Origin of the sequence: Rhizobium sp. TBD182, from assembly GCF_001950375.1 — a bacterium.
GTDB classification, from domain to species: domain Bacteria; phylum Pseudomonadota; class Alphaproteobacteria; order Rhizobiales; family Rhizobiaceae; genus Agrobacterium; species Agrobacterium tumefaciens.
This window is the reverse complement of sequence record NZ_BDLN01000001.1, coordinates 63,934-88,783: the sequence shown is the minus strand read 5'-3', so window position 1 is coordinate 88,783 and position 24,850 is coordinate 63,934. Positions and strand designations below refer to the sequence as shown.

At 58.6% G+C, this 24,850-nt stretch carries 27 protein-coding genes; 20 read left to right on the top strand and 7 right to left on the bottom strand.

What is annotated here, in order from left to right; all coding sequences use genetic code 11:
• Positions 1-85 precede the first annotated feature (85 nt).
• From T18_RS00505 to T18_RS00455, 11 genes are all read left to right on the top strand, one after another.
• Positions 86-1,600: a DEAD/DEAH box helicase gene (locus T18_RS00505; RefSeq protein WP_019567097.1), complete on the top strand. Its 1,515-nt coding sequence runs from the start codon at positions 86-88 to the stop codon at positions 1,598-1,600.
• A 32-nt stretch (positions 1,601-1,632) separates the two neighbouring features.
• Positions 1,633-2,052, top strand: a complete 420-nt coding sequence (locus T18_RS00500; RefSeq protein ID WP_003515990.1) for an NUDIX domain-containing protein — start codon at positions 1,633-1,635, stop codon at positions 2,050-2,052.
• Between the two features lie 884 nt (positions 2,053-2,936).
• A complete protein-coding gene (locus T18_RS00495; protein ID WP_046205602.1) occupies positions 2,937-4,016 on the top strand; it encodes a branched-chain amino acid ABC transporter substrate-binding protein in 1,080 nt (359 codons plus the stop codon).
• A gap of 132 nt (positions 4,017-4,148) precedes the next feature.
• Positions 4,149-4,826: a ribulose-phosphate 3-epimerase gene (gene rpe, locus T18_RS00490; RefSeq protein WP_003515995.1), complete on the top strand. Its 678-nt coding sequence runs from the start codon at positions 4,149-4,151 to the stop codon at positions 4,824-4,826.
• A 61-nt stretch (positions 4,827-4,887) separates the two neighbouring features.
• Positions 4,888-5,424: a hypothetical protein gene (locus T18_RS00485; protein ID WP_038491375.1), complete on the top strand. Its 537-nt coding sequence runs from the start codon at positions 4,888-4,890 to the stop codon at positions 5,422-5,424.
• A 107-nt stretch (positions 5,425-5,531) separates the two neighbouring features.
• Positions 5,532-6,839, top strand: coding sequence for an adenylosuccinate lyase (gene purB, locus T18_RS00480; RefSeq protein WP_025593893.1), 1,308 nt, complete (start codon positions 5,532-5,534; stop codon positions 6,837-6,839).
• 69 nt (positions 6,840-6,908) lie between these two features.
• Positions 6,909-7,472 carry an alpha/beta hydrolase gene (locus T18_RS00475; RefSeq protein WP_003516000.1) on the top strand — a complete coding sequence of 188 codons (564 nt, stop codon included), beginning with the start codon at positions 6,909-6,911 and terminating at the stop codon, positions 7,470-7,472.
• Positions 7,473-7,655: 183 nt separating this feature from the next.
• Positions 7,656-8,420, top strand: coding sequence for a phosphoribosylaminoimidazolesuccinocarboxamide synthase (purC, locus tag T18_RS00470; protein WP_003516002.1), 765 nt, complete (start codon positions 7,656-7,658; stop codon positions 8,418-8,420).
• Between the two features lie 55 nt (positions 8,421-8,475).
• A complete protein-coding gene (gene purS, locus T18_RS00465) occupies positions 8,476-8,718 on the top strand; it encodes a phosphoribosylformylglycinamidine synthase subunit PurS (RefSeq protein ID WP_003495372.1) in 243 nt (80 codons plus the stop codon).
• 20 nt (positions 8,719-8,738) lie between these two features.
• Positions 8,739-9,410 carry a phosphoribosylformylglycinamidine synthase subunit PurQ gene (gene purQ, locus T18_RS00460; protein ID WP_003516005.1) on the top strand — a complete coding sequence of 224 codons (672 nt, stop codon included), beginning with the start codon at positions 8,739-8,741 and terminating at the stop codon, positions 9,408-9,410.
• Between the two features lie 83 nt (positions 9,411-9,493).
• Positions 9,494-9,901, top strand: a complete 408-nt coding sequence (locus T18_RS00455; protein ID WP_003516006.1) for a hypothetical protein — start codon at positions 9,494-9,496, stop codon at positions 9,899-9,901.
• A 132-nt stretch (positions 9,902-10,033) separates the two neighbouring features.
• Here the strand turns inward: T18_RS00455 and T18_RS00450 are convergent, their stop codons facing one another.
• Positions 10,034-10,339 carry a DUF1127 domain-containing protein gene (locus T18_RS00450; RefSeq protein WP_003516008.1) on the bottom strand — a complete coding sequence of 102 codons (306 nt, stop codon included), beginning with the start codon at positions 10,337-10,339 and terminating at the stop codon, positions 10,034-10,036.
• 93 nt (positions 10,340-10,432) lie between these two features.
• On the opposite strand from T18_RS00450, the gene T18_RS00445 reads away from it, so the two are divergent.
• The 4 genes from T18_RS00445 to T18_RS00430 all read left to right on the top strand — a co-directional run bounded on the left by T18_RS00445 (position 10,433) and on the right by T18_RS00430 (position 15,148).
• The gene (locus T18_RS00445; RefSeq protein WP_003516009.1) at positions 10,433-11,851 is read left to right on the top strand and encodes a PLP-dependent aminotransferase family protein; all 1,419 of its coding nucleotides are present in this window, start codon (positions 10,433-10,435) and stop codon (positions 11,849-11,851) included.
• Positions 11,852-11,958: 107 nt separating this feature from the next.
• Positions 11,959-12,549 carry an acyloxyacyl hydrolase gene (locus T18_RS00440; protein ID WP_038491381.1) on the top strand — a complete coding sequence of 197 codons (591 nt, stop codon included), beginning with the start codon at positions 11,959-11,961 and terminating at the stop codon, positions 12,547-12,549.
• 114 nt (positions 12,550-12,663) lie between these two features.
• Positions 12,664-14,898: a phosphoribosylformylglycinamidine synthase subunit PurL gene (gene purL, locus T18_RS00435; protein ID WP_003516011.1), complete on the top strand. Its 2,235-nt coding sequence runs from the start codon at positions 12,664-12,666 to the stop codon at positions 14,896-14,898.
• Positions 14,899-14,914: 16 nt separating this feature from the next.
• On the top strand, positions 14,915-15,148 hold the full coding sequence (locus T18_RS00430) for a BolA family protein (RefSeq protein ID WP_003516012.1): 234 nt from the start codon (positions 14,915-14,917) through the stop codon (positions 15,146-15,148).
• A gap of 136 nt (positions 15,149-15,284) precedes the next feature.
• On the opposite strand, the gene T18_RS00425 is transcribed toward T18_RS00430, so the two are convergent.
• On the bottom strand, positions 15,285-16,433 hold the full coding sequence (locus T18_RS00425; protein ID WP_038491384.1) for a hypothetical protein: 1,149 nt from the start codon (positions 16,431-16,433) through the stop codon (positions 15,285-15,287).
• A 109-nt stretch (positions 16,434-16,542) separates the two neighbouring features.
• Here T18_RS00425 and T18_RS00420 point away from each other — a divergent pair, with 109 nt between their 5' ends.
• The 4 genes from T18_RS00420 to T18_RS00405 all read left to right on the top strand — a co-directional run bounded on the left by T18_RS00420 (position 16,543) and on the right by T18_RS00405 (position 19,042).
• The gene (locus T18_RS00420; protein ID WP_013636391.1) at positions 16,543-16,794 is read left to right on the top strand and encodes a hypothetical protein; all 252 of its coding nucleotides are present in this window, start codon (positions 16,543-16,545) and stop codon (positions 16,792-16,794) included.
• Positions 16,791-17,222 carry a hypothetical protein gene (locus T18_RS00415; protein WP_003516022.1) on the top strand — a complete coding sequence of 144 codons (432 nt, stop codon included), beginning with the start codon at positions 16,791-16,793 and terminating at the stop codon, positions 17,220-17,222. The genes T18_RS00420 and T18_RS00415 overlap by 4 nt, the downstream gene beginning before the upstream one ends.
• Before the next feature lie 137 nt (positions 17,223-17,359).
• Positions 17,360-17,695: a Grx4 family monothiol glutaredoxin gene (gene grxD / locus T18_RS00410; protein ID WP_003516034.1), complete on the top strand. Its 336-nt coding sequence runs from the start codon at positions 17,360-17,362 to the stop codon at positions 17,693-17,695.
• Between the two features lie 138 nt (positions 17,696-17,833).
• Positions 17,834-19,042, top strand: a complete 1,209-nt coding sequence (locus T18_RS00405) for a multidrug effflux MFS transporter (RefSeq protein WP_026331057.1) — start codon at positions 17,834-17,836, stop codon at positions 19,040-19,042.
• A 72-nt stretch (positions 19,043-19,114) separates the two neighbouring features.
• Here the strand turns inward: T18_RS00405 and T18_RS00400 are convergent, their stop codons facing one another.
• The 5 genes from T18_RS00400 to rpsD all read right to left on the bottom strand — a co-directional run bounded on the left by T18_RS00400 (position 19,115) and on the right by rpsD (position 23,408).
• Positions 19,115-19,939: an inositol monophosphatase family protein gene (locus tag T18_RS00400; RefSeq protein WP_003516036.1), complete on the bottom strand. Its 825-nt coding sequence runs from the start codon at positions 19,937-19,939 to the stop codon at positions 19,115-19,117.
• 30 nt (positions 19,940-19,969) lie between these two features.
• Positions 19,970-20,797 (bottom strand): inositol monophosphatase family protein, encoded by an 828-nt coding sequence (locus T18_RS00395; protein ID WP_038491388.1) that lies wholly within the window; start codon positions 20,795-20,797, stop codon positions 19,970-19,972.
• Between the two features lie 34 nt (positions 20,798-20,831).
• Positions 20,832-21,728, bottom strand: a complete 897-nt coding sequence (ttcA, locus tag T18_RS00390) for a tRNA 2-thiocytidine(32) synthetase TtcA (RefSeq protein WP_038491391.1) — start codon at positions 21,726-21,728, stop codon at positions 20,832-20,834.
• A 63-nt stretch (positions 21,729-21,791) separates the two neighbouring features.
• The gene (locus T18_RS00385) at positions 21,792-22,721 is read right to left on the bottom strand and encodes a glutaminase (protein WP_003495341.1); all 930 of its coding nucleotides are present in this window, start codon (positions 22,719-22,721) and stop codon (positions 21,792-21,794) included.
• A 69-nt stretch (positions 22,722-22,790) separates the two neighbouring features.
• Positions 22,791-23,408, bottom strand: coding sequence for a 30S ribosomal protein S4 (rpsD, locus tag T18_RS00380; RefSeq protein ID WP_003516040.1), 618 nt, complete (start codon positions 23,406-23,408; stop codon positions 22,791-22,793).
• A gap of 451 nt (positions 23,409-23,859) precedes the next feature.
• On the opposite strand from rpsD, the gene T18_RS00375 reads away from it, so the two are divergent.
• Positions 23,860-24,843 (top strand): TerC family protein, encoded by a 984-nt coding sequence (locus T18_RS00375; RefSeq protein ID WP_038491393.1) that lies wholly within the window; start codon positions 23,860-23,862, stop codon positions 24,841-24,843.
• The last annotated feature ends 7 nt before the right edge of the window (positions 24,844-24,850 follow it).

Sequence of the window (24,850 nt, the reverse complement as noted above, 5' to 3'; positions counted from 1 at the left end):
GGGCATATCCCCGCGCCAAGTCTTTGCAAGTGTCGCAGCGGCACGCAGGTATTCTTACCGAACCAGAACGGAAAAAGTTCTTCCTTTGACAACATTCTCTGATCTTGGCCTGAGCCAAAAAGTTCTTTCCGCTATTGCAGATGCCGGCTACACGACGCCGACACCCATTCAGGCTGGCGCAATTCCGCCCGCTCTTGAAAAGCGTGATATCTGCGGTATCGCACAGACCGGCACGGGGAAAACCGCATCCTTCGTTCTGCCGATGCTCACACTGCTGGAAAAAGGCCGCGCACGCGCAAGAATGCCGCGCACGCTGATCCTCGAGCCGACCCGCGAACTGGCGGCACAGGTAGCCGAAAACTTCGAGAAATACGGCAAGAATCACAAGCTGAACGTCGCCCTTCTGATTGGTGGCGTTTCTTTTGAAGATCAGGACCGCAAGCTTGAGCGTGGCGCCGATGTTCTCATCTGCACGCCCGGCCGCCTTCTCGACCATTGCGAGCGTGGCAAGCTCCTGATGACCGGCGTTGAAATCCTCGTAATCGATGAAGCCGATCGCATGCTGGATATGGGCTTCATTCCCGATATCGAACGCATCGCCAAGATGATCCCCTTTACCCGGCAAACCCTGTTCTTCTCGGCCACCATGCCGCCGGAAATCCAGAAGCTTGCCGACAGGTTCCTCCAGAACCCGACCCGTATCGAGGTTGCCAAGCCCTCCTCCACGGCAAAAACCGTTACCCAGCGCATCGTCGCTTCGCACAACAAGGACTATGAGAAGCGCGCTGTCCTGCGCGATCTCGTCCGTGCCGAAGAAGCCGAACTCAAGAACGCGATCATTTTCTGCAATCGCAAAAAGGACGTTGCCGACCTCTTCCGTTCGCTGGATCGTCACGGCTTTTCCGTCGGCGCGCTGCATGGCGACATGGACCAGCGTTCGCGCACGACCATGCTGCAGAACTTCCGGGACGGTCAGCTGACGCTGCTGGTCGCTTCCGACGTTGCAGCCCGCGGTCTTGATATTCCCGATGTCAGCCACGTCTTCAACTTCGACGTTCCCATTCATGCCGAAGACTATGTCCACCGCATTGGCCGTACCGGTCGTGCTGGCCGTTCGGGCAAGGCCTTCACCCTCGTCACCAAGAGCGATGCGAAATATCTCGACGCGATCGAAAAGCTGATCACCGAGAAGGTCGAATGGCTGAACGGTGACCTGTCCTCCCTCCCCGCGCCCATGGAAAGCTTTGAAAGCAATACCGGCCGCCGGGGCACCAAGGAACGTGGCGGCAGAGGCCGCGACAGAAACCGTCGCGATGCACCTGCATCGCCGGTCGAAAACATCAATCAGGGTGCACAATCCACCACTGTGGATACGGACATCGCGGCTCACGGAGAAGACAAGGTGAAGGCAGAACGCAGACCGGAAAAGACCCCGCGCAATTCCGAGCGCAACAGCCGCAACCTGAACCCGCTGCACGCCAATGACGACAACCGCGACCGTCGCCGCCATTACCGTGACCATGACGATGGCCCGACGCCTGTTGGTTTCGGCGATGACATTCCCGCTTTCATGCTGATCGTGGCAAACGCCAAGGGCTGAGCCCCGACGGCCTGACGCAGGAAACAATACGCATGACGCCGACGATCAAGCCAGGACAAGATTTTCCAGGCGTCGGCGTTGGGCTTGCCATATTGCGTGATGGCCGCCTGCTTTTATGCCGGCGCTTGAAAGCGCCGGAAGCCGGATACTGGAATATTCCGGGCGGCAAAGTCGATCACCTTGAATCATCCCTCGCCGCAGCACGGCGAGAAGCTGAAGAAGAGACCGGGCTGACAATCGGCAAGGTCGAATTTCTCTGTCATAGCGAATATATCAATGTCGCAGACCGGCACCATTGGGTCTCGCTGATCTTCGTCACCCGCGACACGCAGGGTGAGCCGGTACTGACAGAACCGGACAAGCTTTCCGATATCGGCTGGTTCGACCCCGATAACCTTCCCGAACCCATCTCTGCCTTTGCAAAAGACGCGCTGGCTGCTCTGACGAAATAGAGTCGCTAGCGGACGGAAGCGGCATCAGCGCTGACCGGCGTGGGCTTTTCGCGGCACTCAACGGCGTCTTGAGCTTTACTAAAAACAGGCCTCGCCTGCGACAGACGCGACGCTCCTGCGCGATTTGCTTTCGGAAAACCCAATGCTGGAAGAATATCTTTTCGCGAAGCTCTTCGAATGCAATTTAAAATTGCTTAAATTAGCATCACATAAAAAACCGCCCCGGTTGCCCGAAGCGGTTTATACGTAATGAAAATAATAGAATATAGAATGTAATATAGTTTGGCAGTGCTTACGTTCGGAACACTTCCGAGGCTTGTTACAGCCAATTTCAGTCGTCCCCTGAAACACCTATATCTAATCTAACCATTTACTTTTCGTCAAGCAGATCTTCTCGCAAATGCGAAAAAAACATGGCAAAGCACAAATAAAGCGCAGGGAAATATGTATATTCTCTTTTTATATCAATAAATTAGATGAGTGGAAATAAAATGTGCATTTTATTGGGGTGCACTATAAAAGGCAAAATCGCAAACCCGCCCTTATAAAACTGTGCTTATACGCACTGCATGTTACAGTTTTATAAAGTAAAAATGCTCTAAACCATGACGAGCAGTACTTCCGCTCTTATGAAATTACAGAGTGAATTGCCGACCTTAAAAAAGATGAATCTCGGCAAAAAACAATCGCGCGCGATCACATCGAATATATACAACCATAACGCGTCATTGTAGACTGTTGTTTCAAATTGGATGAGTTGCGATCAAAACCGCCGTGCCGTGAACGATGATGTGCGATTATGATGGGTATCAGCGATTTTTCCTTTGGAAAACCGGTTGTTGCCGATAAACATCAAACCGGGACAACAGGATTTCGCGCACGTCATGCTTTCACTTCGCCTGCTAACGATCATCGCCGGTTTTGCCTTTGCGGGCTCAGCATGCGCGGCGACGATCGGCATCGTTGCCCCACAGAACGGCCCATACGAACTGCTGGGGCAACAGGTCAGGCAGGGCGCGAAGGCCGCGGCCGCCAAGCTCGGGCTAGATGTCGTCGAAATCCATGAAAGCTGCGAAGAAGGCAGCGGCGGCGCGATTGCCGATGGTCTCGTGGCCGCCAAGGTCAGCGCGGCAATCGGTTTTTTGTGCACGGAAACGCTTCAGGGCGTTCTGCCGCCTCTGAAGTCAGCCGCCATTCCAGCAATCACGCTTTCCAGCCGTGCCCCGATCCTGATGGAAGACGCTCTGAAATATAGCTGGCCGCTTTTCCGCCTAGCGCCATCGGACAAGGCCGAATCGGACCGGGCCGCAGAAATCATCCTGCGCGACTGGAAGGGACATTCCATTGGACTCGTGGATGATGGCACGATCTTCAGTCGCGATCTGGTAGATCGCATCCGTTCGGCGCTGGAGGAGAACGGGCTGAAACCGACACTCACCGATACGCTGCGCCCGGCACAGGAGCAACAGGTGGCGCTTGTACGCCGGCTGGGGCGCACCGGCATCACCCATGTCTTCATCGGCGCGGAACGCAACGACGTGGCGATTGTCGCCAGAGACGCCGGCTCCGAAAACATTCCGCTCACCATCATGAGTGGCGACGCCATGAATGCGGCAAACAACCCCGTGCCACTTGCGGCAAATGTGCTAGCGGTCACGCGCCCGGCCTATGACACATTGCCTTCGGCACAGGCCGTCGCCGGCGAATTGCGTGCCGCCAATATCGAGCCGGAAGGTTACGTCCTGCCCTCCTATGCGGCTGCGGAACTGACTGCGGCGCTTGCCGAAGCAGCCCAATCCCAAGGGAAACCCGCACCGGAGATACTGGCGAACGGTACCGTCTTCAAAACCGTGCTTGGCGATATCGCTTTCAACCCTTCGCATGAGCTTGCAGACAATCCCTATCGCCTGCAGCGCTGGAACGGCCAGCGTTTCGAACAGGCGGACAAGGCCGAAAGACAATAGGTGAAGCCGGTATCGCTGGAAATTCAGTAAGCCGCGGCTGAAAACCGGCGGCAACCGCGCGACAAGCCGTTTCAAACCCTGATACTTGATGCTAAAGGCAGCTTACGCAACGCGTCGAGAGGAGTTTGCCCCATGTCCCTGCCCATCCGGATTGCACCGTCCATTCTGGCGTCCAATTTCGCCAAGCTGGGACAGGAAGTCGCCGATGTGACGGAAGCGGGCGCAGACTGGATCCACCTCGATGTCATGGACGGCCATTTCGTGCCAAACATCTCCTTCGGTCCTGACGTCATTAAGGCGCTCCGCCCGCACAGCAATGCCTTTTTCGACTGCCACCTGATGATTGCCCCCGTCGATCCCTACCTCGAAGCCTTCGCCAAGGCCGGCTGCGACGGCATTACCGTCCATGCGGAGGCAGGCCCGCATCTCCATCGCTCACTCCAGACCATCCGCACGCTCGGCAGGAAGGCCGGCGTGACGCTCAACCCCGCCACGCCGCTTTCGGTCATCGAAAACGTGCTTGACGATGTCGATCTCGTGCTGATCATGAGCGTCAATCCCGGTTTCGGCGGACAGAAATTCATTCCGGCCATGCTCGACAAGATCCGTGCGGCAAAGGCCATGATCGGCGACCGGCCGATCGAACTTGAAGTGGACGGCGGCGTGACGGCGGAGACAGCCGGCGCCATCGTCGCAGCCGGTGCCAACGCACTGGTGGCCGGTTCGGCCGTCTTCAAGGGCGATGGTGTCGCAGACTATCGCAAGACGGTTTCATTGTTGCGCTCGGTGTCGGAAGCCGCCCGGTCCTGACCCGCCACAGCAGCCGGAGACACCGGAGACGGGACGGCAGGGCGTTTGGGTGGGGGCTTTGATGAACAGCGACAGGCGGAATTTCCACGACGTCATCCCGGCAGCGCTGTTTTCGCTCCTCGCTCCGCTTGTCTGGGCCGCCATCTCGGCAGCCACCGCTACCCTCGGCCTCTATCTCCGCAACCGGCTGGAAACCGACCATGCCGCCGATATCGCCGTGCTGTTCTTCTTCGGCGGTCTCCTGGGCTGGCCGCTGGCCATGGTTGCCTTGCGCTTCCTGCCCGCATCCACCAGCCTGCCGCTGCGTTTTGCGGCAAGCTGCCTTGCCATCGCTTTTTTCACGATCGCGGTCGCGGCGGCATTTTTCGCGCTCCAGTACCGCATCTTTTATGCGCAATGGCACGCGCCGGCATTTTCCCGCATCTGGTTTTTCCAGCAATTTTTCACCTCGCTTGGCGCGATCTACCAGTTCTGCATTCTCGGCCTCGGCCTCTATTTTCCGTTTGCCACCATTCCGCTTGCGCTGGCAGGCGCAATCCTTTGCCGCCGTGCGCACAGAGCGCCATGCGTCCGTTCGGACGTACAACGGACGCTCTAGCATTTTGAATGTACGCATCGAGCCGATGCGCAGGCTTGATAGATTGAGATTCGCGGAACACTTTGCTAAACGGGCAGCAAAATTCCTCCACAAAGAAAGTCATTGCCATGATCCCTCGTTACTCCCGGCCGGAAATGGTCGCCATCTGGTCGCCGGAAACAAAATTCCGCATCTGGTTCGAGATCGAGGCGCATGCCTGTGACGCGCTGGCCGAGCTCGGCGTCATTCCGAAATCGGCCGCACAGACAATCTGGGAAAAAGGCGGCAGCGCGACTTTCGACGTCGCCCGCATCGACGAGATCGAGGCCGTCACCAAACACGACGTCATCGCCTTCCTGACGCACCTTGCGGAATTCGTCGGTCCCGACAGCCGCTTCATCCACCAGGGCATGACCTCGTCCGACGTGCTTGACACAACCCTCAACATCCAGCTCGTCCGCGCTGCCGATCTCCTGCTGGCCGATATGGACCGCGTGCTGGCGGCGCTCAAGACCCGCGCTTTCGAACACAAGAACACGGTACGCATCGGCCGCAGCCACGGCATCCACGCCGAGCCGACCACGATGGGCCTGACCTTCGCCCGCTTCTACGCCGAGATGCATCGCAACCGCGAGCGTCTCGTCAATGCGCGCGCGGAAATCGCCACGGGCGCGATCTCCGGTGCTGTCGGCACCTTCGCCAATATCGATCCGCGCGTCGAGGAACATGTCTGCGCAAAGCTCGGCCTCGTGCCCGAGCCGGTCTCCACGCAGGTCATCCCGCGTGACCGCCACGCCATGTTCTTCGCCATCCTCGGCGTCATCGCCTCGTCGATCGAAAACGTCGCCATCGAAATCCGCCACATGCAGCGCACCGAGGTTCTGGAAGCGGAAGAGTTCTTCTCTCCCGGCCAGAAGGGTTCGTCGGCCATGCCGCACAAACGTAACCCGGTTCTCACCGAAAACCTCACGGGCCTTGCTCGCCTGGTGCGCATGTCGGTCGTTCCCGCGCTTGAAAACGTGGCGCTCTGGCATGAGCGTGACATCAGCCACTCTTCCGTGGAGCGCGCCATCGGCCCCGACACCACAGTCACCCTCGATTTTGCGCTGAACCGCCTTGCCGGCGTCATCGAAAAGCTGGTGATCTATCCCGACAACATGCTGAAGAACATGAACAAGTTCCGCGGCCTCGTGCACTCGCAGCGCGTTCTTCTGGCGCTGACGCAGGCCGGCGTGTCCCGCGAGGACGCCTACCGTCTGGTGCAGCGCAACGCCATGAGGGTCTGGGAACAGGGTGCGGATTTCCTTGAGGAACTGCTGGGCGACGAGGAAGTGCGCGCCGCCCTTCCCGAAAGCGTCATCCGTGAAAAATTCGACCTCGGTTACCACACCAAGCATGTCGACACGATCTTCGCCCGCGTCTTCGGCAACGCCTGAGGCGAGGCTCCCGAAGTTAATGCCGTCGCGACCTTGATCGTGACGGCATGAAACCACAGATATGGGCCCATGAAAGTTTCAGAAGCAGATATTCTCATCGTACCGGGTTACACCAATTCCGGTCCTGACCACTGGCAGACACGCTGGGAGCGCAAGCTTTCGACAGCGCGCCGCGTCGAGCAGGCTGAATGGTCAAAACCGGTGAAGGAAGACTGGATCGCGCGGCTGGTGGAAGAGGTTAACGCCTCGACCAAGCCCGTTGTCATCGTCGCCCATTCGCTGGGTGTGCCGACCGTCATCCACGCCCTTCCGGAAATCGGCAAGAAGGTTGCAGGCGCGCTTCTGGTGGCGCCGCCGGATGTCGCCAATCCCGATATCAGGCCGAAACATCTGATGACCTTCGGTCCCTATCCGCGCGATCCCTTGCCGTTTCCGGCAATCACAATTGCCAGCCGCAACGATCCCTTCGGATCCTACGAACATGCCGACGATATTGCCGCCGCCTGGGGTGCGATGTTGGTGGATGCAGGCATGTCCGGCCATATCAACGCCGAGTCTGGCCATGGCCCCTGGCCCGAGGGTGGCATGGTATTTGCCCAGTTCCTGAGCCGCCTCAAGGTGAACGAGCCCTGACCATCGCGGCCAGCCGCTGAAGCCGGTCGATTTTCGGCCGGGCAACATTCTTCCGCCCGACACAAGAATTGAAGGGAAGATATGCGAGCCGCATTGTAGAATGCACTCTTTTCCTTTATGGGACCGCTCAAAGACAGAAACGCAACGCCACCAGAATCGGCGTGAACCAAGAGACCTGCCATTATGAACCGTCGCCGCCGTATTTACGAAGGCAAGGCCAAGATCCTCTACGAAGGTCCGGAGCCAGGCACGCTTATCCAGTTCTTCAAGGACGATGCGACTGCCTTCAACAAGAAAAAACACGAAGTCATCGACGGCAAAGGTGTGTTGAACAACCGGATTTGTGAATATGTCTTCACGCATCTGAACAAGATCGGCATTCCCACACACTTCATCCGCCGCCTCAACATGCGCGAGCAGTTGATCAAGGAAGTCGAGATGATCCCGCTCGAGATCGTCGTGCGCAATGTCGCCGCCGGCTCGCTGTCGAAGCGACTCGGCATCGATGAAGGCGTGGTTCTGCCGCGCTCCATCATCGAGTTCTACTACAAGTCCGACGAGCTTGAAGACCCGATGGTCTCCGAAGAGCACATCACGGCCTTCGGCTGGGCCAACCCTGCCGAGCTTGACGACATCATGGCGCTGGCGATCCGTGTCAACGACTTCCTGTCCGGCCTGTTCTTGGGCGTCGGCATCCAGCTGGTCGACTTCAAGATCGAATGCGGCCGCCTGTTTGAAGGCGACATGATGCGCATCATCCTCGCCGACGAGATTTCGCCCGATAGCTGCCGCCTGTGGGACATCGAGACCCAGAAAAAAATGGACAAGGACCTGTTCCGCCGCGACATGGGCGGCCTCGTGGAAGCCTATTCCGAAGTGGCACGCCGTCTCGGCATCATCAATGAAAACGAACCGATCCGCGGCACCGGCCCTGTCCTGGTAAAGTAATTTCGGCCTCGTGAAATAATATCGGCCTAGCAAGGTAAAATCAGGAGAAGATCAGGTGATCAAGGCACGGGTGACTGTTACGCTGAAGAACGGCGTTCTCGATCCGCAGGGCAAGGCAATCGAAGGCGCACTCGGCAGCCTCGGTTTCGGTGGCGTCGGCCATGTCCGTCAGGGCAAGGTCTTCGATCTGGAACTGGAAGGTGCAGACAAGGCCAAGGCCGAGACCGACCTGAAGGCGATGTGCGAAAAGCTCTTGGCCAATACGGTTATCGAAAACTACTCTATCGCCATTCTCTAAAGCCGCAGGAGCCGCCGACCATGAAATCCGCTGTCGTCCAACTTCCCGGCCTCAACCGCGATCGCGACATGATCGCGGCACTCACGAAAATCTCCGGCAAGGCGCCCGTCACCATCTGGCAGACGGAGACGACTATCCCGGATGTCGACCTGATCGTCATTCCGGGCGGCTTTTCCTATGGCGACTATCTGCGTTGCGGCGCAATTGCTGCACGCATGCCGGTCATGCAGGCCATTCGCGAAAAGGCTGAGCAGGGCGTCAAGGTTCTCGGCGTCTGCAACGGCTTCCAGATTTTGGTCGAAGCGGGCATGCTGCCGGGCGCGCTGATGCGCAACGCCTCACTGAAATTCGTCTGCCGCGAAGTGAAACTCGAAGTCGTCAACAACGACACCGAATTCACCCGCGCCTATGACAAGGGCCAGGTTCTGCGCTGCCCCGTCGCCCACCACGATGGCAACTATTTCCTCGATACGGATGAGCTTAAGTCCGTCGAAGACAACGGTCAGGTCGTTTTCCGTTATGCAGATGGCACCAATCCGAACGGTTCGCTGAACGACATTGCCGGCGTCATCAACGCCAAGGGCAACGTTCTCGGCATGATGCCGCACCCGGAAAACCTGATCGAAGCTGCCCATGGCGGCAATGACGGCCGTGGCCTCTTCGCCTCGGCGCTTGGCGTTATAGCAGCCTGACAAGCGGGCGGGCCATGCGCCTGCCCTCTTCCCGATGATGCTCTTTATGGCTCCAGTTTTTGGCCCTTACCTTGGATGACGCGATGAACCGCCTGCTCCGTTCCCACGCCCCGAAGGCCGCTGGATTGCTTCTCGCCGCAGCAGCGCTTGCTGCGTGCCAGCCCAAGCCGCAACCGGCATCATCCTCCGCATCCCGTGCGGCATTACCGACGATGGAGCGAATCGCGCTTGGCGCCAATGCTTGCTGGTTCAAATCGGGCGATCCGGCCTTCAAGGCCTATCGCCTGGCGCCCGAACTCAACTCCTTCTCGGGCCGTCCGCGCATTCTGCTCGTACCGCGCAACAGCCCGGAATCGCGCCCGATGCTGGTTATTCAGGCAGAAGGCAACCCGGCAAAGCTCGACGCTTTCGGCCCCGTTATGAACGAAGCCATCTCCGGGCGCATCGCAACCGACGTCAAACGCTGGGCGAATGGCGGCAAGGGCTGCTGATCGGGCAAAACTGCGCTAAAAGCCGACCAAATACAAAAAAGACCCGCCGACGCCGGTTGGGACTGGCGTGGCGGGCCTGCCGAATGGCTGTTCAGGCACCGGGGAAAGATGGCGCCGCTCTCCGGCAGAAAATCAAAGCGGCCGCGACGGCCATGAAAACAGCTGCGATCTCGCGGCCTCCTTCAAGGCTTCGTCCCGCGTAACGCCGATATCGTCCAGAAGATCGTCGGACAATTCCCGCAAGGCAAGCCGTCCCTGACGTTTGCCATGCCAGTTGGACAATCCCGCAATCAGGCGGCCAATAAGCGTGTGAGCGATCCGGGCCGGAAAGGGCGACGGTGCGACCATGTCGCCGGTATCGCGGAACACGCGTTCCCGTTCGTAGCCGTCAGGATAAAGCGTATCCGCTGTCGAAAGGTATTGATCCATCTTGCGCATATTGCACCTATTGTCTCCGTGCGTTTGATCTCATTGACTGCATCCGATAAATACAATTGACTTGCGGATAGATACAATGCATAAATTGTCACCATGACAAATTGGCTTCCCGATATCACCGAGGGCAACGGCCCCATCTACCTTCGCCTCGCGGACAAGATCGAAGGCGCAATTTCGGATGGCATCTTGCAGGCCGGGTCGAAATTGCCGCCGCAACGCAATCTCGCTTTCGATCTGGGCGTTACAATCGGTACAATCAGCCGGGCATATGCCCTCATCCATGAACGCGGCCTCGTCAGCGGCGAAGTCGGCCGTGGCACCTATGTCAACGAGCGTAAGGCTGCCGCCCCGTTATCACGCGTGGAACCGACGGCATCGGCATTCGGCGGCACGCGCTACGCGGTGGACACCAGCGCCGAATTCCGCCTGAACACCACGGCTGCTCCCGATGTCGGGCAGAGCGCGCTGGTCAGCAAACACGTCGAGGCCGTGACGAGAGAGCATCCGTTCGAAATTTCCAACTACACCCGCTCCTTTCCCGACAACTGGTGCATGGCGGGCGTTCGCTGGCTTTCCCAGAATGGCTGGTCGCCGAAACCGGAAAACATCGTTTCGACGCTTGGCGCCCATGCTGCGGTGATGAGTGTGGTAACGGCAATGACCGCGCCGGGCGACCGTATCGTTTTCGAACCCCTCACCTATTCCCATATCAGCCGCAGCGCCGCCCTTGCCGGACGGCGGGTGACACTGGTGGAAGTGGATGAGAAAGGCATTATCCCCGATGATTTCGAGCGCGTTTGCGCCCAACAGCATCCAAAGATGATCTTCCTGATGTCGGCGGGCCAGAACCCGACCTGCGCCACCCTGCCCGAGGAGCGGCGGCGGGCGATCGCCGATATCGCCCGCAGATACGGCGTATGGATCGTGGAGGACAATCTCTATGGCGCCATGACGCGGGATGCGATCCCACTCATTGCGGAATTCGCGCCCGATCTTACTTTCGTCGTCGGCGGCCTGTCGAAATCCGTTTCCGCCGGCGTCAGGGGTGGCTGGGTCGCCTGCCCGGCGCAATTCGCCTCGAGAATTCGCATTTCGCATTCGATGATAACCGGCGGACTGCCGTTCATGCTCGCCGAACTGAATGCACGCCTCGTCAACAGCGGCGACGCAGACGACATCCGCAAGGACTGTATCGCCGAGATCAACCAGCGCGAGGCCCTCGCCAGACGTATCTTTGCGGGGCTGGAATTCAACTCCCTGCCGGACATCGCCTTTCTGTGGCTGAGGCTGCCTGAACCGTGGCTGTCTGGAACCTTCCGCAGCGCTGCCATGAAGGAAGGTGTGCTGATAGACGACGAGGACGAGTTTAAGGCCGGGCGCACGGAGAAGGTTTACCACCGTGTCCGCATCAGCCTTTCCGGGCCGTCAAACCAGGAAGAACTGAAGCATGCCCTGGGTATCCTGCGGCATTTGCTCGACAATGGTTCAGCCGGCTACGAAAGCGAGGCGTGAGCGGGAACGAGTCTTTCCTGCAACACGCCCCCTAATTCAGTAACTCATTATTTACCACGCCGACGAATCTGCCATCCTTTCCCTACTTCGGAGCGGGGAATGATTCGATGGCAGCATTCGGTTCCATATCCGGCAGGGCATTTGTTGCTCTCGCGATGGTTTTCGCAGCATGTGTGTTGAGTGACATGACGCCGGCCGCCGCCGCAGACGGCACGGTGTTCGATGAATTGCGTTTCGGGGTCACAACCTCGCTCGCCGATCGCAATGGTGGCGGCGAAGATGGTGTATTCCCGGCCTTCACTGCCTATTTCGATCCTTTCGCGAGCGCCTCGGCCGTCACCTTTGGCGAAAAGCTTGCCCGACCGCGTCTGCATCTGGGTGCGGAAATCGGCACCGAGGGCGAAGCAAATACCGTTTACGGCGGTATCAACTGGACCTTCGACCTCAATCCGAAGATTTTCGTCGACCTAGGCTTTGGCGGCCTGTGGCATGACGGCAGGCTGAGAAATGGTCCGGGCGAAACTGGCGCGGAATTCGGTTGCCGCGTGCTTTTTCATGAATATGCCGCCATCGGATATCGCTTCAACAGCAACTGGAATATTTCGACCCAGATCGAACATGCCTCCCATGCCAATCTGTGCGACGGCCCCAATGACGGGCTGACGCGTGTCGGACTTATGGTCGGCTACAAGTTCTGAATAACCCAACAAAGCAGCGTTTTGCTGGCAAAACTGCGCATTTTCCTGTCGCACGGAGAGGCCTCTTGCGCTAAAGAACCGGAAACTTTCCTCGGCTCGAACCGCGTGAGACCTATGTCGATTCCAAACTCCATCAAGATCACCCCGGAACTCGTTGCATCCCACGGGCTGAAGCCCGACGAATACCAGCGTATCCTCGACCTGATCGGACGGGAGCCGAGCTTTACCGAGCTTGGCATTTTCTCGGCCATGTGGAACGAGCACTGCTCCTACAAGTCCTCCAAGAAATGGCTGAAGACCCTGCCCACCACGGGCCCGCGCGTCATTCAAGGCCCCGGCGAAAATGCCGGCGTGGTGGATATCGATGATGGCGACTGCGTCGTCTTCAAGATGGAAAGCCACAACCATCCGTCCTACATCGAGCCCTATCAGGGTGCGGCAACCGGCGTCGGCGGCATCCTGCGCGATGTCTTCACCATGGGCGCACGCCCGATCGCAGCCATGAATGCGCTACGTTTCGGCGCACCCGACCATCCGAAGACCCGCCACCTCGTGGCTGGCGTCGTCGCCGGTGTCGGCGGTTACGGCAACTCCTTCGGCGTGCCGACCGTCGGCGGCGAAGTGGAATTCGATCCCCGCTATAACGGCAACATCCTCGTCAACGCCTTTGCCGCCGGACTTGCCAAGTCCGATGCGATCTTCCTTTCGGAAGCCAAGGGCGTCGGCCTGCCGGTGGTGTATCTCGGTGCGAAGACCGGCCGCGACGGCGTCGGCGGCGCGACCATGGCCTCTGCCGAATTTGATGAGTCGATCGAAGAAAAGCGCCCAACCGTTCAGGTCGGCGACCCCTTCACCGAAAAGTGCCTGCTGGAAGCCTGCCTCGAGCTGATGAAAACAGGTGCGGTCATCGCCATTCAGGACATGGGTGCCGCAGGCCTTACCTGCTCGGCCGTCGAAATGGGCGCCAAGGGCGATCTCGGCATCGAACTTGATCTCAACGCCGTACCGGTGCGCGAAGAGCGCATGACGGCCTACGAAATGATGCTGTCGGAAAGCCAGGAGCGCATGCTCATGGTTCTCGAGCCCTCCAAGGAAGAAGTCGCCAAGGCGATCTTCGTCAAATGGGGCCTGGACTTCGCCATCGTCGGCAAGACCACCGACGACCTGCGTTTCCGCGTGCTGCACAATGGCGAGGAAGTCGCCAACCTTCCGATCAAGGATCTCGGTGATCAGGCTCCGGAATACGACCGCCCGTGGACGCCCGCCAAGGTTCAGGCTCCGCTTGCGGAGAACGACGTTCCTGATGCAGACATTGCCGACGCATTGGTGTCACTGGTCGGTTCGGCCAACAACTCCTCGCGCCGCTGGGTCTACGAGCAGTATGACACGCTGATCCAGGGCAATTCCCTGCAGCTGCCGGGTGGCGATGCCGGCGTTGTCCGCGTTGAAGGCCATGACAAGAAGGCGCTCGCCTTCTCCTCCGACGTGACACCGCGTTATGTCGAGGCAGACGCCTTTGAAGGCGGCAAGCAGGCCGTGGCCGAATGCTGGCGCAACATCACCGCAACCGGCGCTTTGCCGCTCGCGGCCACCGACAACCTCAATTTCGGCAATCCGGAAAAGCCCGAGATCATGAGCCAGCTCGTCCATGCCATCAAGGGCATCGGCGAAGCCTGCCGCGTACTGGAATTCCCGATCGTTTCCGGCAACGTCTCGCTCTACAACGAGACCAACGGTCAGGCGATCCTGCCCACCCCCACCATCGGCGGCGTTGGCCTGCTGAAGGACTGGGGCCGTATGGCGCGCATCCGCTTTGCCGCCGCGGACGAAGTCGTGCTGCTGGCGGGCGCGCCTGCCGGTCTTGGCACCCATATTGCCCAGTCCGTTTACATGCGCGACGTGCATGGCCGCATCGATGGCCCGGCACCGCATGTCGATCTGGAAGCTGAAAAGAGAAATGGCGATTTCGTCCGCGCCCTTATCGCAGACGGTCTTGCCACAGCGGTTCATGATTGCTCCTCGGGCGGCCTGGCTCTCGCGGTTGCCGAAATGGCAATTTCCTCCGGCATCGGCGCGACGATCGACGCGGTCGAGGGCCATAATCCCGTCCTCACCTTCTATGGCGAAGATCAGGGCCGTTATGTGCTGACCGTCAAGAAGAGCGATCTGGATGAAGTGCGCGCGGCAGCGAAGGCAGCGGGCGTTTCCTGCCCGGCAATCGGCGTCACCGGCGGCTCAAGCGTAAAGCTGGGCACGGCACGCGCTATCGAGATTAAAGAATTGCACTTGGCCTATGAATCGTGGTTCCCTCAATTCATGGATGGCGAAACTCTAATCGCCGCAGAATGAATTAAGGAGATACACCATGCCCATGAAACCCGGCGACATTGAAGACATGATTAAGGCGGGAATTCCCGGGGCAAAGGTCACGATCCGCGATCTGGCCGGTGATGGCGATCATTACGCGGCGGAAGTCGTCGCGGATGCTTTCAAGGGCAAGACCCGCGTGCAGCAGCACCAGATGGTCTATGACGCGCTGAAGGGCAATATGGGCGGTGTTCTGCACGCCCTTGCCCTGCAGACCTCGGCTCCCGAATGACTGCGCCCGGAAAAGCGTCTCCGGCAGAACGGTTTCACTGTCCTTGCCGCGGCAACGCTTGAAGCCATGAATTGAAAAAGGCCCGCGTGAGGCTGTCACGCGGGCCTTTTCTTTTCCGGCAAATGGCGCGTGCCGCTTACAAAACAGGTGGTTGCTGCGATTCCAGATCGGCAAAGGAGGCAGCCGGCAACGGCCCAGCCGTCAGCAGGGTAAAATCGTAACCGGACTTGCGGTCCGGCCCCAGAACATATTGCCGGTGCATGCGCAGGAAGTTGCGCTTGTTCTTTTTGTAGCGTTCGGGTGAAAGCGAGTGCTTGAAACGGATCGGCACGATCTTCGGCTGCGGCGCATCCTTGTGCCCGGTCAGCGCCACGGTGTTGCAGCGGTAGAGGTGGATCGGATCCGTCAGGCACTGGATATCGAACCATGTCACTTCAGGGTGACGCGCAATCACGCCGACGCTCTGGCGAAGCCTGTCCGCACTCGACAGCAACGCGCATTGCAGCGCAGCGCCACCGAGCGTCGCAAAGGACAGCTTCCGGCCATCCAGCGCATCTGGCCGCAGTTCCAGCACACGGCCTATCACGGCGAGCGCCAGGCTGGCGCCCATGCTATGCGACACGACCAGAACCTCCTCAGACGGCTGCTCCAGCGCCTTGAGAACGAGGGCTGCCTTCTCTTCGATCCAGTTGCGGGCAATCGGCTCATCGCGCCCTACGGCCAGCGCAAAGCGCCAATCGGCATAAAGATGCAACGTATGAAACCGCTCGGCGAAAGGCAGAAACGCCTTCACGAAGAACAAGGCCGCAGCGGGAAGACTGATCGCAAGCAACCAGAGCGGCAAACCGAACAGCCATGGCGAGAGCGCGATCCCCGCCGCAAGCGCACCCCCCACCAGCATCAGCAGAAACGGGAAAATGAAGAACAGGCCGAAACGCCAGGCATGACGGAGGTAACGCCCTGCCCCACCTTCCGCGACGATACCGGCCGCAGCCGCAAAGCCTAGTGCGATCTGCCGCCAGAGTGGCGCATCCCGCAGGCGCGATATCACCGCATTGTGGTCGTAGACGAAGATGGTGGAACGCGTCCGCCAGTCGCCGGCCGAGGCATCCACCGAGAATGTTTCGCCAGCCGGAGAGTTCTCCAGCGCACCCACGGCATAATTGACATCCCACGTCTTGCCAGCAAGCGCTGCCGCCCGCTGATAGCGCAGATGATGCGCAGCCGCATCGAGCGGATCGAAGCCCGGGAAATAAAGAACAAGTCGTGACTTGACGGTCGGCATGCATAAACCCTCGGGCTGGAGACACCCGAAAGGATCGCTTGATACAGTGGGCGATGCACGTATAGTAAAAAACGCGACGGAAATATGATTTATTTGTTGCGAGGGAATTTTGTCTGGGATCGTCGATCAATTGCTAAACGGCGTCGTCAAAGGCGCTCTGTCCGAAGTCCTCGCCAAGACAGGCCTTCGCAAAACCCGCCGCATCCGCCGCCGGACCAAAAGCAACACGTCCCTCGCAGGCGGCATCGTCGGCTCCGTGCTGGAAGCGGCAATCAAAGCAGCCGTCAAACCCAAGCCGGCCAAAAAACAGGTGAGCAAAAGACGCACCGCCGCCGCCCGCAGCAGACAGCGGCTTCGATGATGCATCACCTCAGCGTGCTTCCAACCTTTTTGGTGTTGGCGATTTCGGGGCCGCTACAAGGTGCCGCCGAGGTTAAGAGCAGCAAAGAGATCAAGATCGGCTTCGTCGTGGAGCTTGATGGTGCTGATCGGATATCCGGCACAGCCTTCTGCAAAACCGGCAACACCTGCCGCCTGGTGGACCAGAAAAGTCCAAAACTAATTATCGATATCAAAGCGGGTCGCTTCTCTAGCGAGATCGAAATCAAGTGCAAGGATGACTGCTCACTGAATAGCGGGCACGAAACCATGACGTTCGACAACAAACAGGAACTCAATATTTATAACGGCAGATCAGGTCCGATAATAAAATCAGTCTTCAGGCGGCGGGAGCCTATCGGGAAGATAATGCTCAACTTTTCTTACCCGCCCGGGACGACGCGCTGGTAGCGGGGTTGCGACCTTCACTTAGCGATACCACACCAGCGTATTTTTTACGCTTCCCGGGTGGAAATCGCGCCGTGACATGTTATTTAGGGACAAAGTCAGAGCAGCGGCCTTGAACCGCATGTGAAAGGAATAGGCCTATGAGCGGCATTCACGATATGATCGACAGCGAAGTGAAGAGCAACGACATCGTTCTTTTCATGAAGGGCACCCCGCAATTCCCGCAGTGCGGTTTTTCCGGTCAGGTCGTACAGATCCTCGATTATCTCGGCGTCGACTACAAGGGCGTCAATGTGCTCGCCGATGCCGACATCCGTCAGGGCATCAAGGATTATTCCAACTGGCCGACCATCCCGCAGCTCTATGTCAAGGGCGAATTCGTCGGCGGCTGTGACATCGTAAGAGAGATGTTCCAGTCCGGTGAACTTCAAAATCACTTCCAAGAACAGGGTATCAGCGTCCGCGGCGCGGCCTGATTTCGGCCGGTTCATCCGGCCCACCCTGATTGTCAGAAAACTTATGCCAGGCGTTGCTTCATGCAACGCCTTTGCCGTTCTTTTTGGGGCAATCCTGTGACAGAACTTTCACAATCCACAACTTCGCGCGCCGTTTCGATGGGGCGCACGGAATTCATCGCGCTTGCCGCGATGCTGATGGCGCTGAATGCGCTTGCCATCGACATCATGCTTCCCGGCCTTCAGGAAATCGGCGCGTCACTTGGCGTCGTGAATGAAAACCACCGTCAATACGTCATTTCCAGCTATCTTCTAGGCTTCGGCATTGCCCAGCTTCTGTACGGACCGATCTCGGACCGTTTCGGGCGCCGCAAGCCGATGCTCGTCGGGCTGGCAATCTACATCGTCTCGGCCATTGCCGTCGTCTTCGTACCGTCATTCACTGGCCTGCTGGTTCTGCGCTTCATTCAGGGCATCGGCTCTGCGGCGACGCGCGTCATCACCATTTCGATCGTGCGCGACATCTATGGCGGCCGTCAGATGGCGGAAGTCATGTCGCTGATCATGATGGTCTTCATGGTCGTTCCGGTCATCGCACCCGGCACTGGCCAGATCGTGCTGTTTTTCGGTGACTGGCACCTTATCTTCGCCTTCATGGCCGGAATTGCCGCCGTCGTAACCGCCTGGATGTATTTCCGCCTGCCGGAAACCCTCCATGCCGATGACGTCAGGCCTTTCACGGTTCGTTCGATCCTCGGTGGCTTCAAGATCGTGCTCACCAACCGTATCGCGCTCTGTTACACGCTCTCCAGCACATTTATCTTCGGTGCGCTGTTCGGCTTCATCAATTCCGCCGAACAGGTCTATAAGGGCATCTACGGGCTGGGCGCATGGTTTGCGGCCGCTTTTGCGGGCGTCGCCCTGTTCATGGCCTTCTCGTCCTTCATCAATGCAAGGCTTGTCGGCAGGTTTGGCATGCGCAAGCTGTCGCACGGTTCGCTGCTCGGCTTCATCGCCATCACCTTCGTGTGGCTGGTGGTACAGATGGTCGGGCCGGAACCGATGCCCTTTGCGATCTTCATCGTGTTCTTCGCGCTTGCCATGTTCCAGTTCGGCTGGATCGGCTCGAACTTCAACTCGCTCGCCATGGAGCCGCTCGGCCATGTCGCCGGCACGGCCTCGTCCGTTATTGGCTTCATGGGAACCGTCGGCGGTTCGCTGATCGGTGCCGTTATCGGTCAGGCTTTCGATGGCACAGCGCTGCCAATGGTAGCCGGCTTCTTCGCCGTCTCCATTATCGGCCTCGTCTTCGTGCTGATCGGAGAAAAGGGCGTGCTGTTTCAGGCCCACAACAAGCCGACGCACTAAGGGCAGACAGACAAATAAAAAGGGCGCGGAACTCGGTTCCGCGCCCTTTTTGTTGATAAAAGCTGAACTTCACTAAACCGTGAAAATCTTCTCGCGCAGCAATTCCCATGTCTCCTGATCAGGCGCAAGCAGCAGGCCACCCTCAAGGTGGCGCGGCAGGTAAGGCGAGCCGTCGAAACGGGCGGCGTAGGCGCCCGCTTCCTGCGAAAGCAGGGTGCCAGCGAGATGATCCCAGGGCATAAGCTTGTTGTACATCAGGAAATGCATGTGGCCGCCGCAGAACACGCGGTATTCATGCGCAGCACAACGGTAGCTGGTGAAGAGCCGCACATCCGCGAGGTTCATGAGAATCTTGCGACGGGTCTCCACGTCAAAATAACCGGTGTTGGCGATGCCGACCATCTGCGACAGTGCCGGTGCCGGCACGACTGACATCTGCGTCTGCGAGCCATCGGCGGCACAAAGCCATGCGCCGGAGCCCTTTTCGGCAATCGCCCAGTCATTGCCCATCGGATCGAAGATGAGACCGGCAACGGTCTCGCCCTTGGAGATGACGCTCATCATCACGCCAAACAGCGGCAGGCCCGACGCGAAGTTGTAGGTGCCGTCGATCGGATCGACCACCACGGCAAGATCCGCATCCGCAAGCTTGCCAAGCAGCGAGGCATCCGCCGCAACGGCCTCTTCACCGATGAACAGCGCCTGCGGCATGATTTCCTGCACGCGGGCGCGGATCAGCCGCTCAGCAGCCTCGTCAGCCTCGGTTACGAGGTCTATCGCCTCGCTCTTTATCCTGACGTCGCCCTCACCCAGATTACGGAACCTCGGCAGGATTTCCACTGCCGCCGCCTCCTGAAGCGCATTGGCGAGAGAGGCGATGTCGAGTTCGATAGCCATGGGCGATATCCTTCTATTTAAGCATCAATATTATAAGGCCACGATTTCCCGGCGCAGCATCTTCCAGCTTTCCTTGTCGGGTGCCGACAGGATGCCGCCTGTCGTCTGTCCCGGCCGGTAGGGCGTATTGTCGAAACGGGCCGTGTAGCCGCCCGCTTCCTGATGAATGAGAACGCCAGCGAGATGATCCCAGGGCATCAGCTTTTCATGGCCGATGAAGTGCAGCTTGCCAGTCGAGGCAAGCCAATACTCATGGGCCGAGCAATTGATTGAAAGCGCCATCTTGATCTTGGCCATATTGGCGGCGATCACCGGGCGGCGATCTTCATGGCTGTGACCCCAGGAAAATATGCCGACCATTTCGGACAATGGCAGGGGATCGGCAACCTTGAGCCTTGCCTGTGAGCCGTCCTTGCGGTGGAGATAAGCGCCCTCGCCTTTGAGAGCAAGGATGGTATCACCCATGACAGGATCGTGGATGATGCCTGCGACCGTCTCACCCTTGACGGTGACGGCGAGCAGCGTGCCGAAAGCTGGGAAACCGGAAGCATAGTTGAAAGTGCCGTCGATTGGATCGATCACGAAGGCAAATGGTGCATCGGCAAGGGCAGGAATAACGGATTGATCCGCGTCATAGGCCTCTTCGCCGACAATATGGGCCTTAGGAAACCGTTGCAGAAGAGCGGCGGTTATCGCCTTTTCCGTCACAATATCCGCCTCGGTGACGAGATCGACCGCAGAGGTCTTTTCGGAAATCGCGCCTGCGTCGAGATTGCGGAAGCGGGGCATGATTTCCTGGCGGCCGGCAGCGGCAACGGTGGAAATCAGAAAGTCGATATCTTTATCGGAAAGGGTCATCGCTAAGGGCACTTCTTCATAAGGGAGGGCTGGCCTACGTACGCTCTTCAGGTGACGCCCCGGTGACAGAAAGCGCCGAGAAATCAAAAAGCTTCGGGTCGAGCAGATGCGATGGATTGACATGGGCAAGCGCCCGCAGCATCACGTCCTTGCGGCCCGGCATACGCCTTTCGATGTCAGCCAGCATCTCCTTCATGGCATTGCGCTGAAGCCCGTCCTGCGAGCCGCAAAGGTCACAGGGAATGATCGGGAATTCCATCGCCGCCGCGAATTTCGCCATATCCTCTTCGGCGCAATAGGCAAGCGGGCGCAGCACCATCAGGTCGCCCTCGTCGTTCATCAGCTTTGCCGGCATGCCAGCCAGACGGCCGCCATGGAAGAAGTTCATGAAGAAGGTCTCGAGAATATCCTCGCGGTGATGGCCGAGCACGAGCGCGTCGCAGCCCTCTTCCCGCGCAATACGGTAGAGATTGCCGCGCCGCAGCCGCGAACAGAGCGAACAATAGGTGCCACCCGCCGGCACCTTTTCCTTCACAACGGAATAAGTGTCGCGATATTCGATGCGATGTGCGACGCCGATCTTCGCCAGATATTCCGGCAGGACGTGCTTGGGGAAATTCGGCTGGCCCTGATCCAGATTGCAGGCAATGAGTTCCACGGGCAAAAGGCCGCGCCACTTCAGATCAAGCAGCAGCGCCAGAAGGCCGTAGCTGTCCTTGCCGCCGGAAAGGCCTACCAGCCAGCGCTTCTGACCGTTCAGCATGCCAAAATCCCCGAAGGCCTGACGTACATTGCGCAACAGCCGCTTGCGCAGCTTGTTGAAGGAGACAGAACGGGGTGCCGCGTCGAACAGCGGATGCGAAGCGCCATTTTCTCCGGCCAGGTCCTGATCGGCCTCGACCTCATCTGCGATGCTGGTGACAATGTTCATGATTAGCCCGCTCTGGCATTCAGCCATTTTCAATGCAGGAAATGCCCGCATCCGCCCGCAATATCAAGCCCCGAATACCGACCAGCCGGTTTTCGTCGCCAGCATTTCCAGCGCATGCGACCCAAGCGCCGAATTGCCGACCTTGTTCAGACCCGGCGACCAGACCGCAATCGACGCCTTGCCCGGCGCGACTGCCATGATGCCGCCGCCCACGCCGCTCTTGCCCGGCAGGCCGACATGATAGGCGAAATCGCCCGAACCGTCATAATGGCCGCAGGTCAGCATCAGCGCATTGATGCGCCGCGCGCGTCGGTCTGACACAACCGTATGACCACTCAGCGGATTGCGGCCGCGATTGGCAAGGAAAAGACCGGCCCGTGAAAGCTGCGCGCAGGTCATGGACAGCGCGCACTGATGAAAATAGACGCCCAGCGTATATTCAACGGGGTGATGCAGATTGCCGAAGGACCGCATGAAATTGGCAAGCGCGAAATTGCGGAAACCCGTCGCCTGCTCGGATTTCGCCACGGTATCATCAATGCTGATCGTGTCATCATCAGCGAGATAACGGACGAAACGCAGAAGCTCGCCAATCGCCTCGCGCGGCTGGTGGCCGGAAAGAACGATATCCGTCACCACGATGGCACCGGCATTGACGAAGGGATTGCGCGGAATGCCGTGCTCGTGCTCCAGCTGGACGATGGAGTTGAAGGACGACCCCGACGGCTCACGCCCCACCCGGTTCCATACCGTCTCGCCCGCCTTGCCGAGCGCCAGCGTCAGCATGAAGACCTTGGAGATGCTCTGGATCGAAAACGGCGTGAGCGCATTGCCGGCTGTATAGGTGGTTCCGTCGACAGTGGTGATGGCGATACCGAACTGGTTCGGATCGACCTTGGCGAGTTCCGGAATGTAATCCGCAACTTTGCCCTCGCCCAGGCGCGGCACCATGCTGTCGTAAATGGAATCGACGATCGCCTGAATGTCCTGCATGCAAAGCCTTCCCCAGCAAACAAAAAAGCCGCCCCGAGGGGCGGCTTTCTCAATACTGAAACGCGCCGATTAACGCGAGTAGAATTCGACGACCAGATGCGGTTCCATGACGACCGGGTACGGAACGTCAGACAGAGCCGGGATGCGAGCATAGGTCGCAACCATCTTGTTGTGATCGACTTCGATGTAATCAGGAACGTCGCGTTCTGCGAGCTGAACAGCTTCGAGAACGGTCACCAGCTGCTTGGACTTCTGGCGAACTTCGATAACGTCGCCCGGCTTGCAACGGTAAGAACCGATGTTGACGCGAACGCCGTTAACCGTGACGTGGCCATGGTTGATGAACTGACGCGATGCGAAAACGGTCGGAACGAACTTGGCGCGGTAGACGATGGCGTCCAGACGCGACTCGAGCAGGCCGATCAGGTTCTCGGAGGTATCGCCCTTGCGACGGTTTGCTTCGTCGTAGGTGGCGCGGAACTGCTTTTCGCGCAGTTCGCCGTAGTAGCCCTTGAGCTTCTGCTTGGCGCGCAGCTGCGTGCCGAAGTCGCTCATCTTGCCCTTGCGGCGCTGACCGTGCTGGCCCGGGCCGTATTCGCGGCGGTTTACCGGGGACTTCGGACGGCCCCAGATGTTTTCGCCCATACGGCGGTCAATTTTATACTTAGCCGATTCGCGCTTGCTCATCGTATTTCCTTCTCAATAGGTTATGCCGGTTTGTTGCCAAACCGGTTTGAGGAAACACGCCCTCCTCTGAAGCCCGTTTCAGGACCTCTGACAGGTTTCTCACATGCGAATGGAGAGACCACGGGACATGTCGGTGATGTTGACCGCCGAACGTCAGCTTATAAACTGCAAGGCAGTCAACGAAACACACCGGACATGACTGCCCGGCGTTGGGGCGGCTTCTAAACACGTTTTACAAATTTGTCAAACAAAGCCCGCCGCTTTTTTCTCGAACCACCCCTTGAAAAGCTGGAAGGCCCACCCACTTCTAAGCCGTAATCAGGACTCGGGCCCCTCTGGCGTGTTACCGGACAACACGCGATGTCGAGTCTCTTGAAGGTTGGGGCCCACGTTTATTCCTGATACGCGTCCCCATCCGCAAAGCCAACCTCGTCCGGCTAAAGGTTGACTGATGGAGTTCCTCCTCAACGATTTTCTCGGTACCCCCACATGGATGTGGGCGGTCTTCATTTCTCTCGTCCTTGGCCTCTTGGCGCTCGATCTCGGCGTGCTGCACAAGAATTCCAAGGAAATCGGCATCCGTGAAAGCTTGCTGATGTCCGGCTTTTATATCGCCATCGGCTTGGCCTTCGGCGGATGGATCTGGTACCAGTCCGGTGAACAGTCAGCGATGGAATATGTCACCGGCTTCGTGGTCGAAAAAAGCCTCGCCATGGACAATATCTTCATCATCGCGATGATCTTCTCCTATTTCGCCATTCCCCGCCAATATCAGCACCGCGTGCTGCTATGGGGTATCCTCGGCGTGATCGTTCTGCGCGGCATCATGATTGCCGGCGGCGCCGCCATTGTCGAAAACTTCCACTGGGTGCTTTATCTCTTTGCGGCCTTCCTCGTCTTCACGGGCCTCAAGATGCTGTTTTCATCCGACCATGACGAGAACGACATCGGCAATAACCGCATCCTGAAATTCATGCGCAGCCGCCTTCCGGTAACGGAGAAGCTGCATGGCGAGAAGTTCTTCGTCAAGGAGACCGATGCTGCCACAGGCAAGCTGAAGACCTTCGTGACGCCGCTGTTTCTGGCGCTTATCATGGTCGAAATCGCCGACCTCATCTTCGCGGTCGATTCGATCCCGGCGATCTTCGCGATCACCACCGATCCGTTTATCGTCTACACCTCTAACATCTTCGCGATCCTCGGCTTGCGCGCCCTCTATTTCGCACTTGCCGCCCTCATCCACCGCTTCGCCTATCTGAAATACGCGCTGGCTGCGGTTCTGGTCTTCGTCGGCTCGAAGATTTTCGTCGCGGATATGCTGGGCATCGCCAAGATCCCGCCCGCCGTCTCACTCGGCGTCACCGTCGCCATCCTCGCAACCGGCATCATCGGTTCGCTGATTGCAACGCGCAAGGAAACAAAGGCTATCGAGTAATGATGAG

Excerpts from the sequence above, each read along its gene's own strand:
- purL (WP_003516011.1), top strand. The coding sequence starts at position 12,664 with ATGTCGATTCCAAACTCCATCAAGATCACCCCGGAACTCGTTGCATCC.
- T18_RS00440 (WP_038491381.1), top strand. The coding sequence starts at position 11,959 with ATGGCAGCATTCGGTTCCATATCCGGCAGGGCATTTGTTGCTCTCGCG.
- T18_RS00500 (WP_003515990.1), top strand. The coding sequence starts at position 1,633 with ATGACGCCGACGATCAAGCCAGGACAAGATTTTCCAGGCGTCGGCGTT.
- purQ (WP_003516005.1), top strand. The coding sequence starts at position 8,739 with ATGAAATCCGCTGTCGTCCAACTTCCCGGCCTCAACCGCGATCGCGAC.
- purB (WP_025593893.1), top strand. The coding sequence starts at position 5,532 with ATGATCCCTCGTTACTCCCGGCCGGAAATGGTCGCCATCTGGTCGCCG.
- T18_RS00430 (WP_003516012.1), top strand. The coding sequence starts at position 14,915 with ATGCCCATGAAACCCGGCGACATTGAAGACATGATTAAGGCGGGAATT.
- T18_RS00425 (WP_038491384.1), bottom strand. The coding sequence starts at position 16,433 with ATGCCGACCGTCAAGTCACGACTTGTTCTTTATTTCCCGGGCTTCGAT.
- T18_RS00445 (WP_003516009.1), top strand. The coding sequence starts at position 10,433 with ATGACAAATTGGCTTCCCGATATCACCGAGGGCAACGGCCCCATCTAC.
- T18_RS00375 (WP_038491393.1), top strand. The coding sequence starts at position 23,860 with ATGGAGTTCCTCCTCAACGATTTTCTCGGTACCCCCACATGGATGTGG.
- rpe (WP_003515995.1), top strand. The coding sequence starts at position 4,149 with ATGTCCCTGCCCATCCGGATTGCACCGTCCATTCTGGCGTCCAATTTC.
- T18_RS00475 (WP_003516000.1), top strand. The coding sequence starts at position 6,909 with ATGAAAGTTTCAGAAGCAGATATTCTCATCGTACCGGGTTACACCAAT.
- T18_RS00485 (WP_038491375.1), top strand. The coding sequence starts at position 4,888 with ATGAACAGCGACAGGCGGAATTTCCACGACGTCATCCCGGCAGCGCTG.
- T18_RS00495 (WP_046205602.1), top strand. The coding sequence starts at position 2,937 with ATGCTTTCACTTCGCCTGCTAACGATCATCGCCGGTTTTGCCTTTGCG.
- T18_RS00450 (WP_003516008.1), bottom strand. The coding sequence starts at position 10,339 with ATGCGCAAGATGGATCAATACCTTTCGACAGCGGATACGCTTTATCCT.
- rpsD (WP_003516040.1), bottom strand. The coding sequence starts at position 23,408 with ATGAGCAAGCGCGAATCGGCTAAGTATAAAATTGACCGCCGTATGGGC.
- ttcA (WP_038491391.1), bottom strand. The coding sequence starts at position 21,728 with ATGAACATTGTCACCAGCATCGCAGATGAGGTCGAGGCCGATCAGGAC.
- grxD (WP_003516034.1), top strand. The coding sequence starts at position 17,360 with ATGAGCGGCATTCACGATATGATCGACAGCGAAGTGAAGAGCAACGAC.
- T18_RS00395 (WP_038491388.1), bottom strand. The coding sequence starts at position 20,797 with ATGACCCTTTCCGATAAAGATATCGACTTTCTGATTTCCACCGTTGCC.
- T18_RS00455 (WP_003516006.1), top strand. The coding sequence starts at position 9,494 with ATGAACCGCCTGCTCCGTTCCCACGCCCCGAAGGCCGCTGGATTGCTT.
- T18_RS00400 (WP_003516036.1), bottom strand. The coding sequence starts at position 19,939 with ATGGCTATCGAACTCGACATCGCCTCTCTCGCCAATGCGCTTCAGGAG.
- T18_RS00385 (WP_003495341.1), bottom strand. The coding sequence starts at position 22,721 with ATGCAGGACATTCAGGCGATCGTCGATTCCATTTACGACAGCATGGTG.
- T18_RS00415 (WP_003516022.1), top strand. The coding sequence starts at position 16,791 with ATGATGCATCACCTCAGCGTGCTTCCAACCTTTTTGGTGTTGGCGATT.
- purC (WP_003516002.1), top strand. The coding sequence starts at position 7,656 with ATGAACCGTCGCCGCCGTATTTACGAAGGCAAGGCCAAGATCCTCTAC.
- T18_RS00405 (WP_026331057.1), top strand. The coding sequence starts at position 17,834 with ATGGGGCGCACGGAATTCATCGCGCTTGCCGCGATGCTGATGGCGCTG.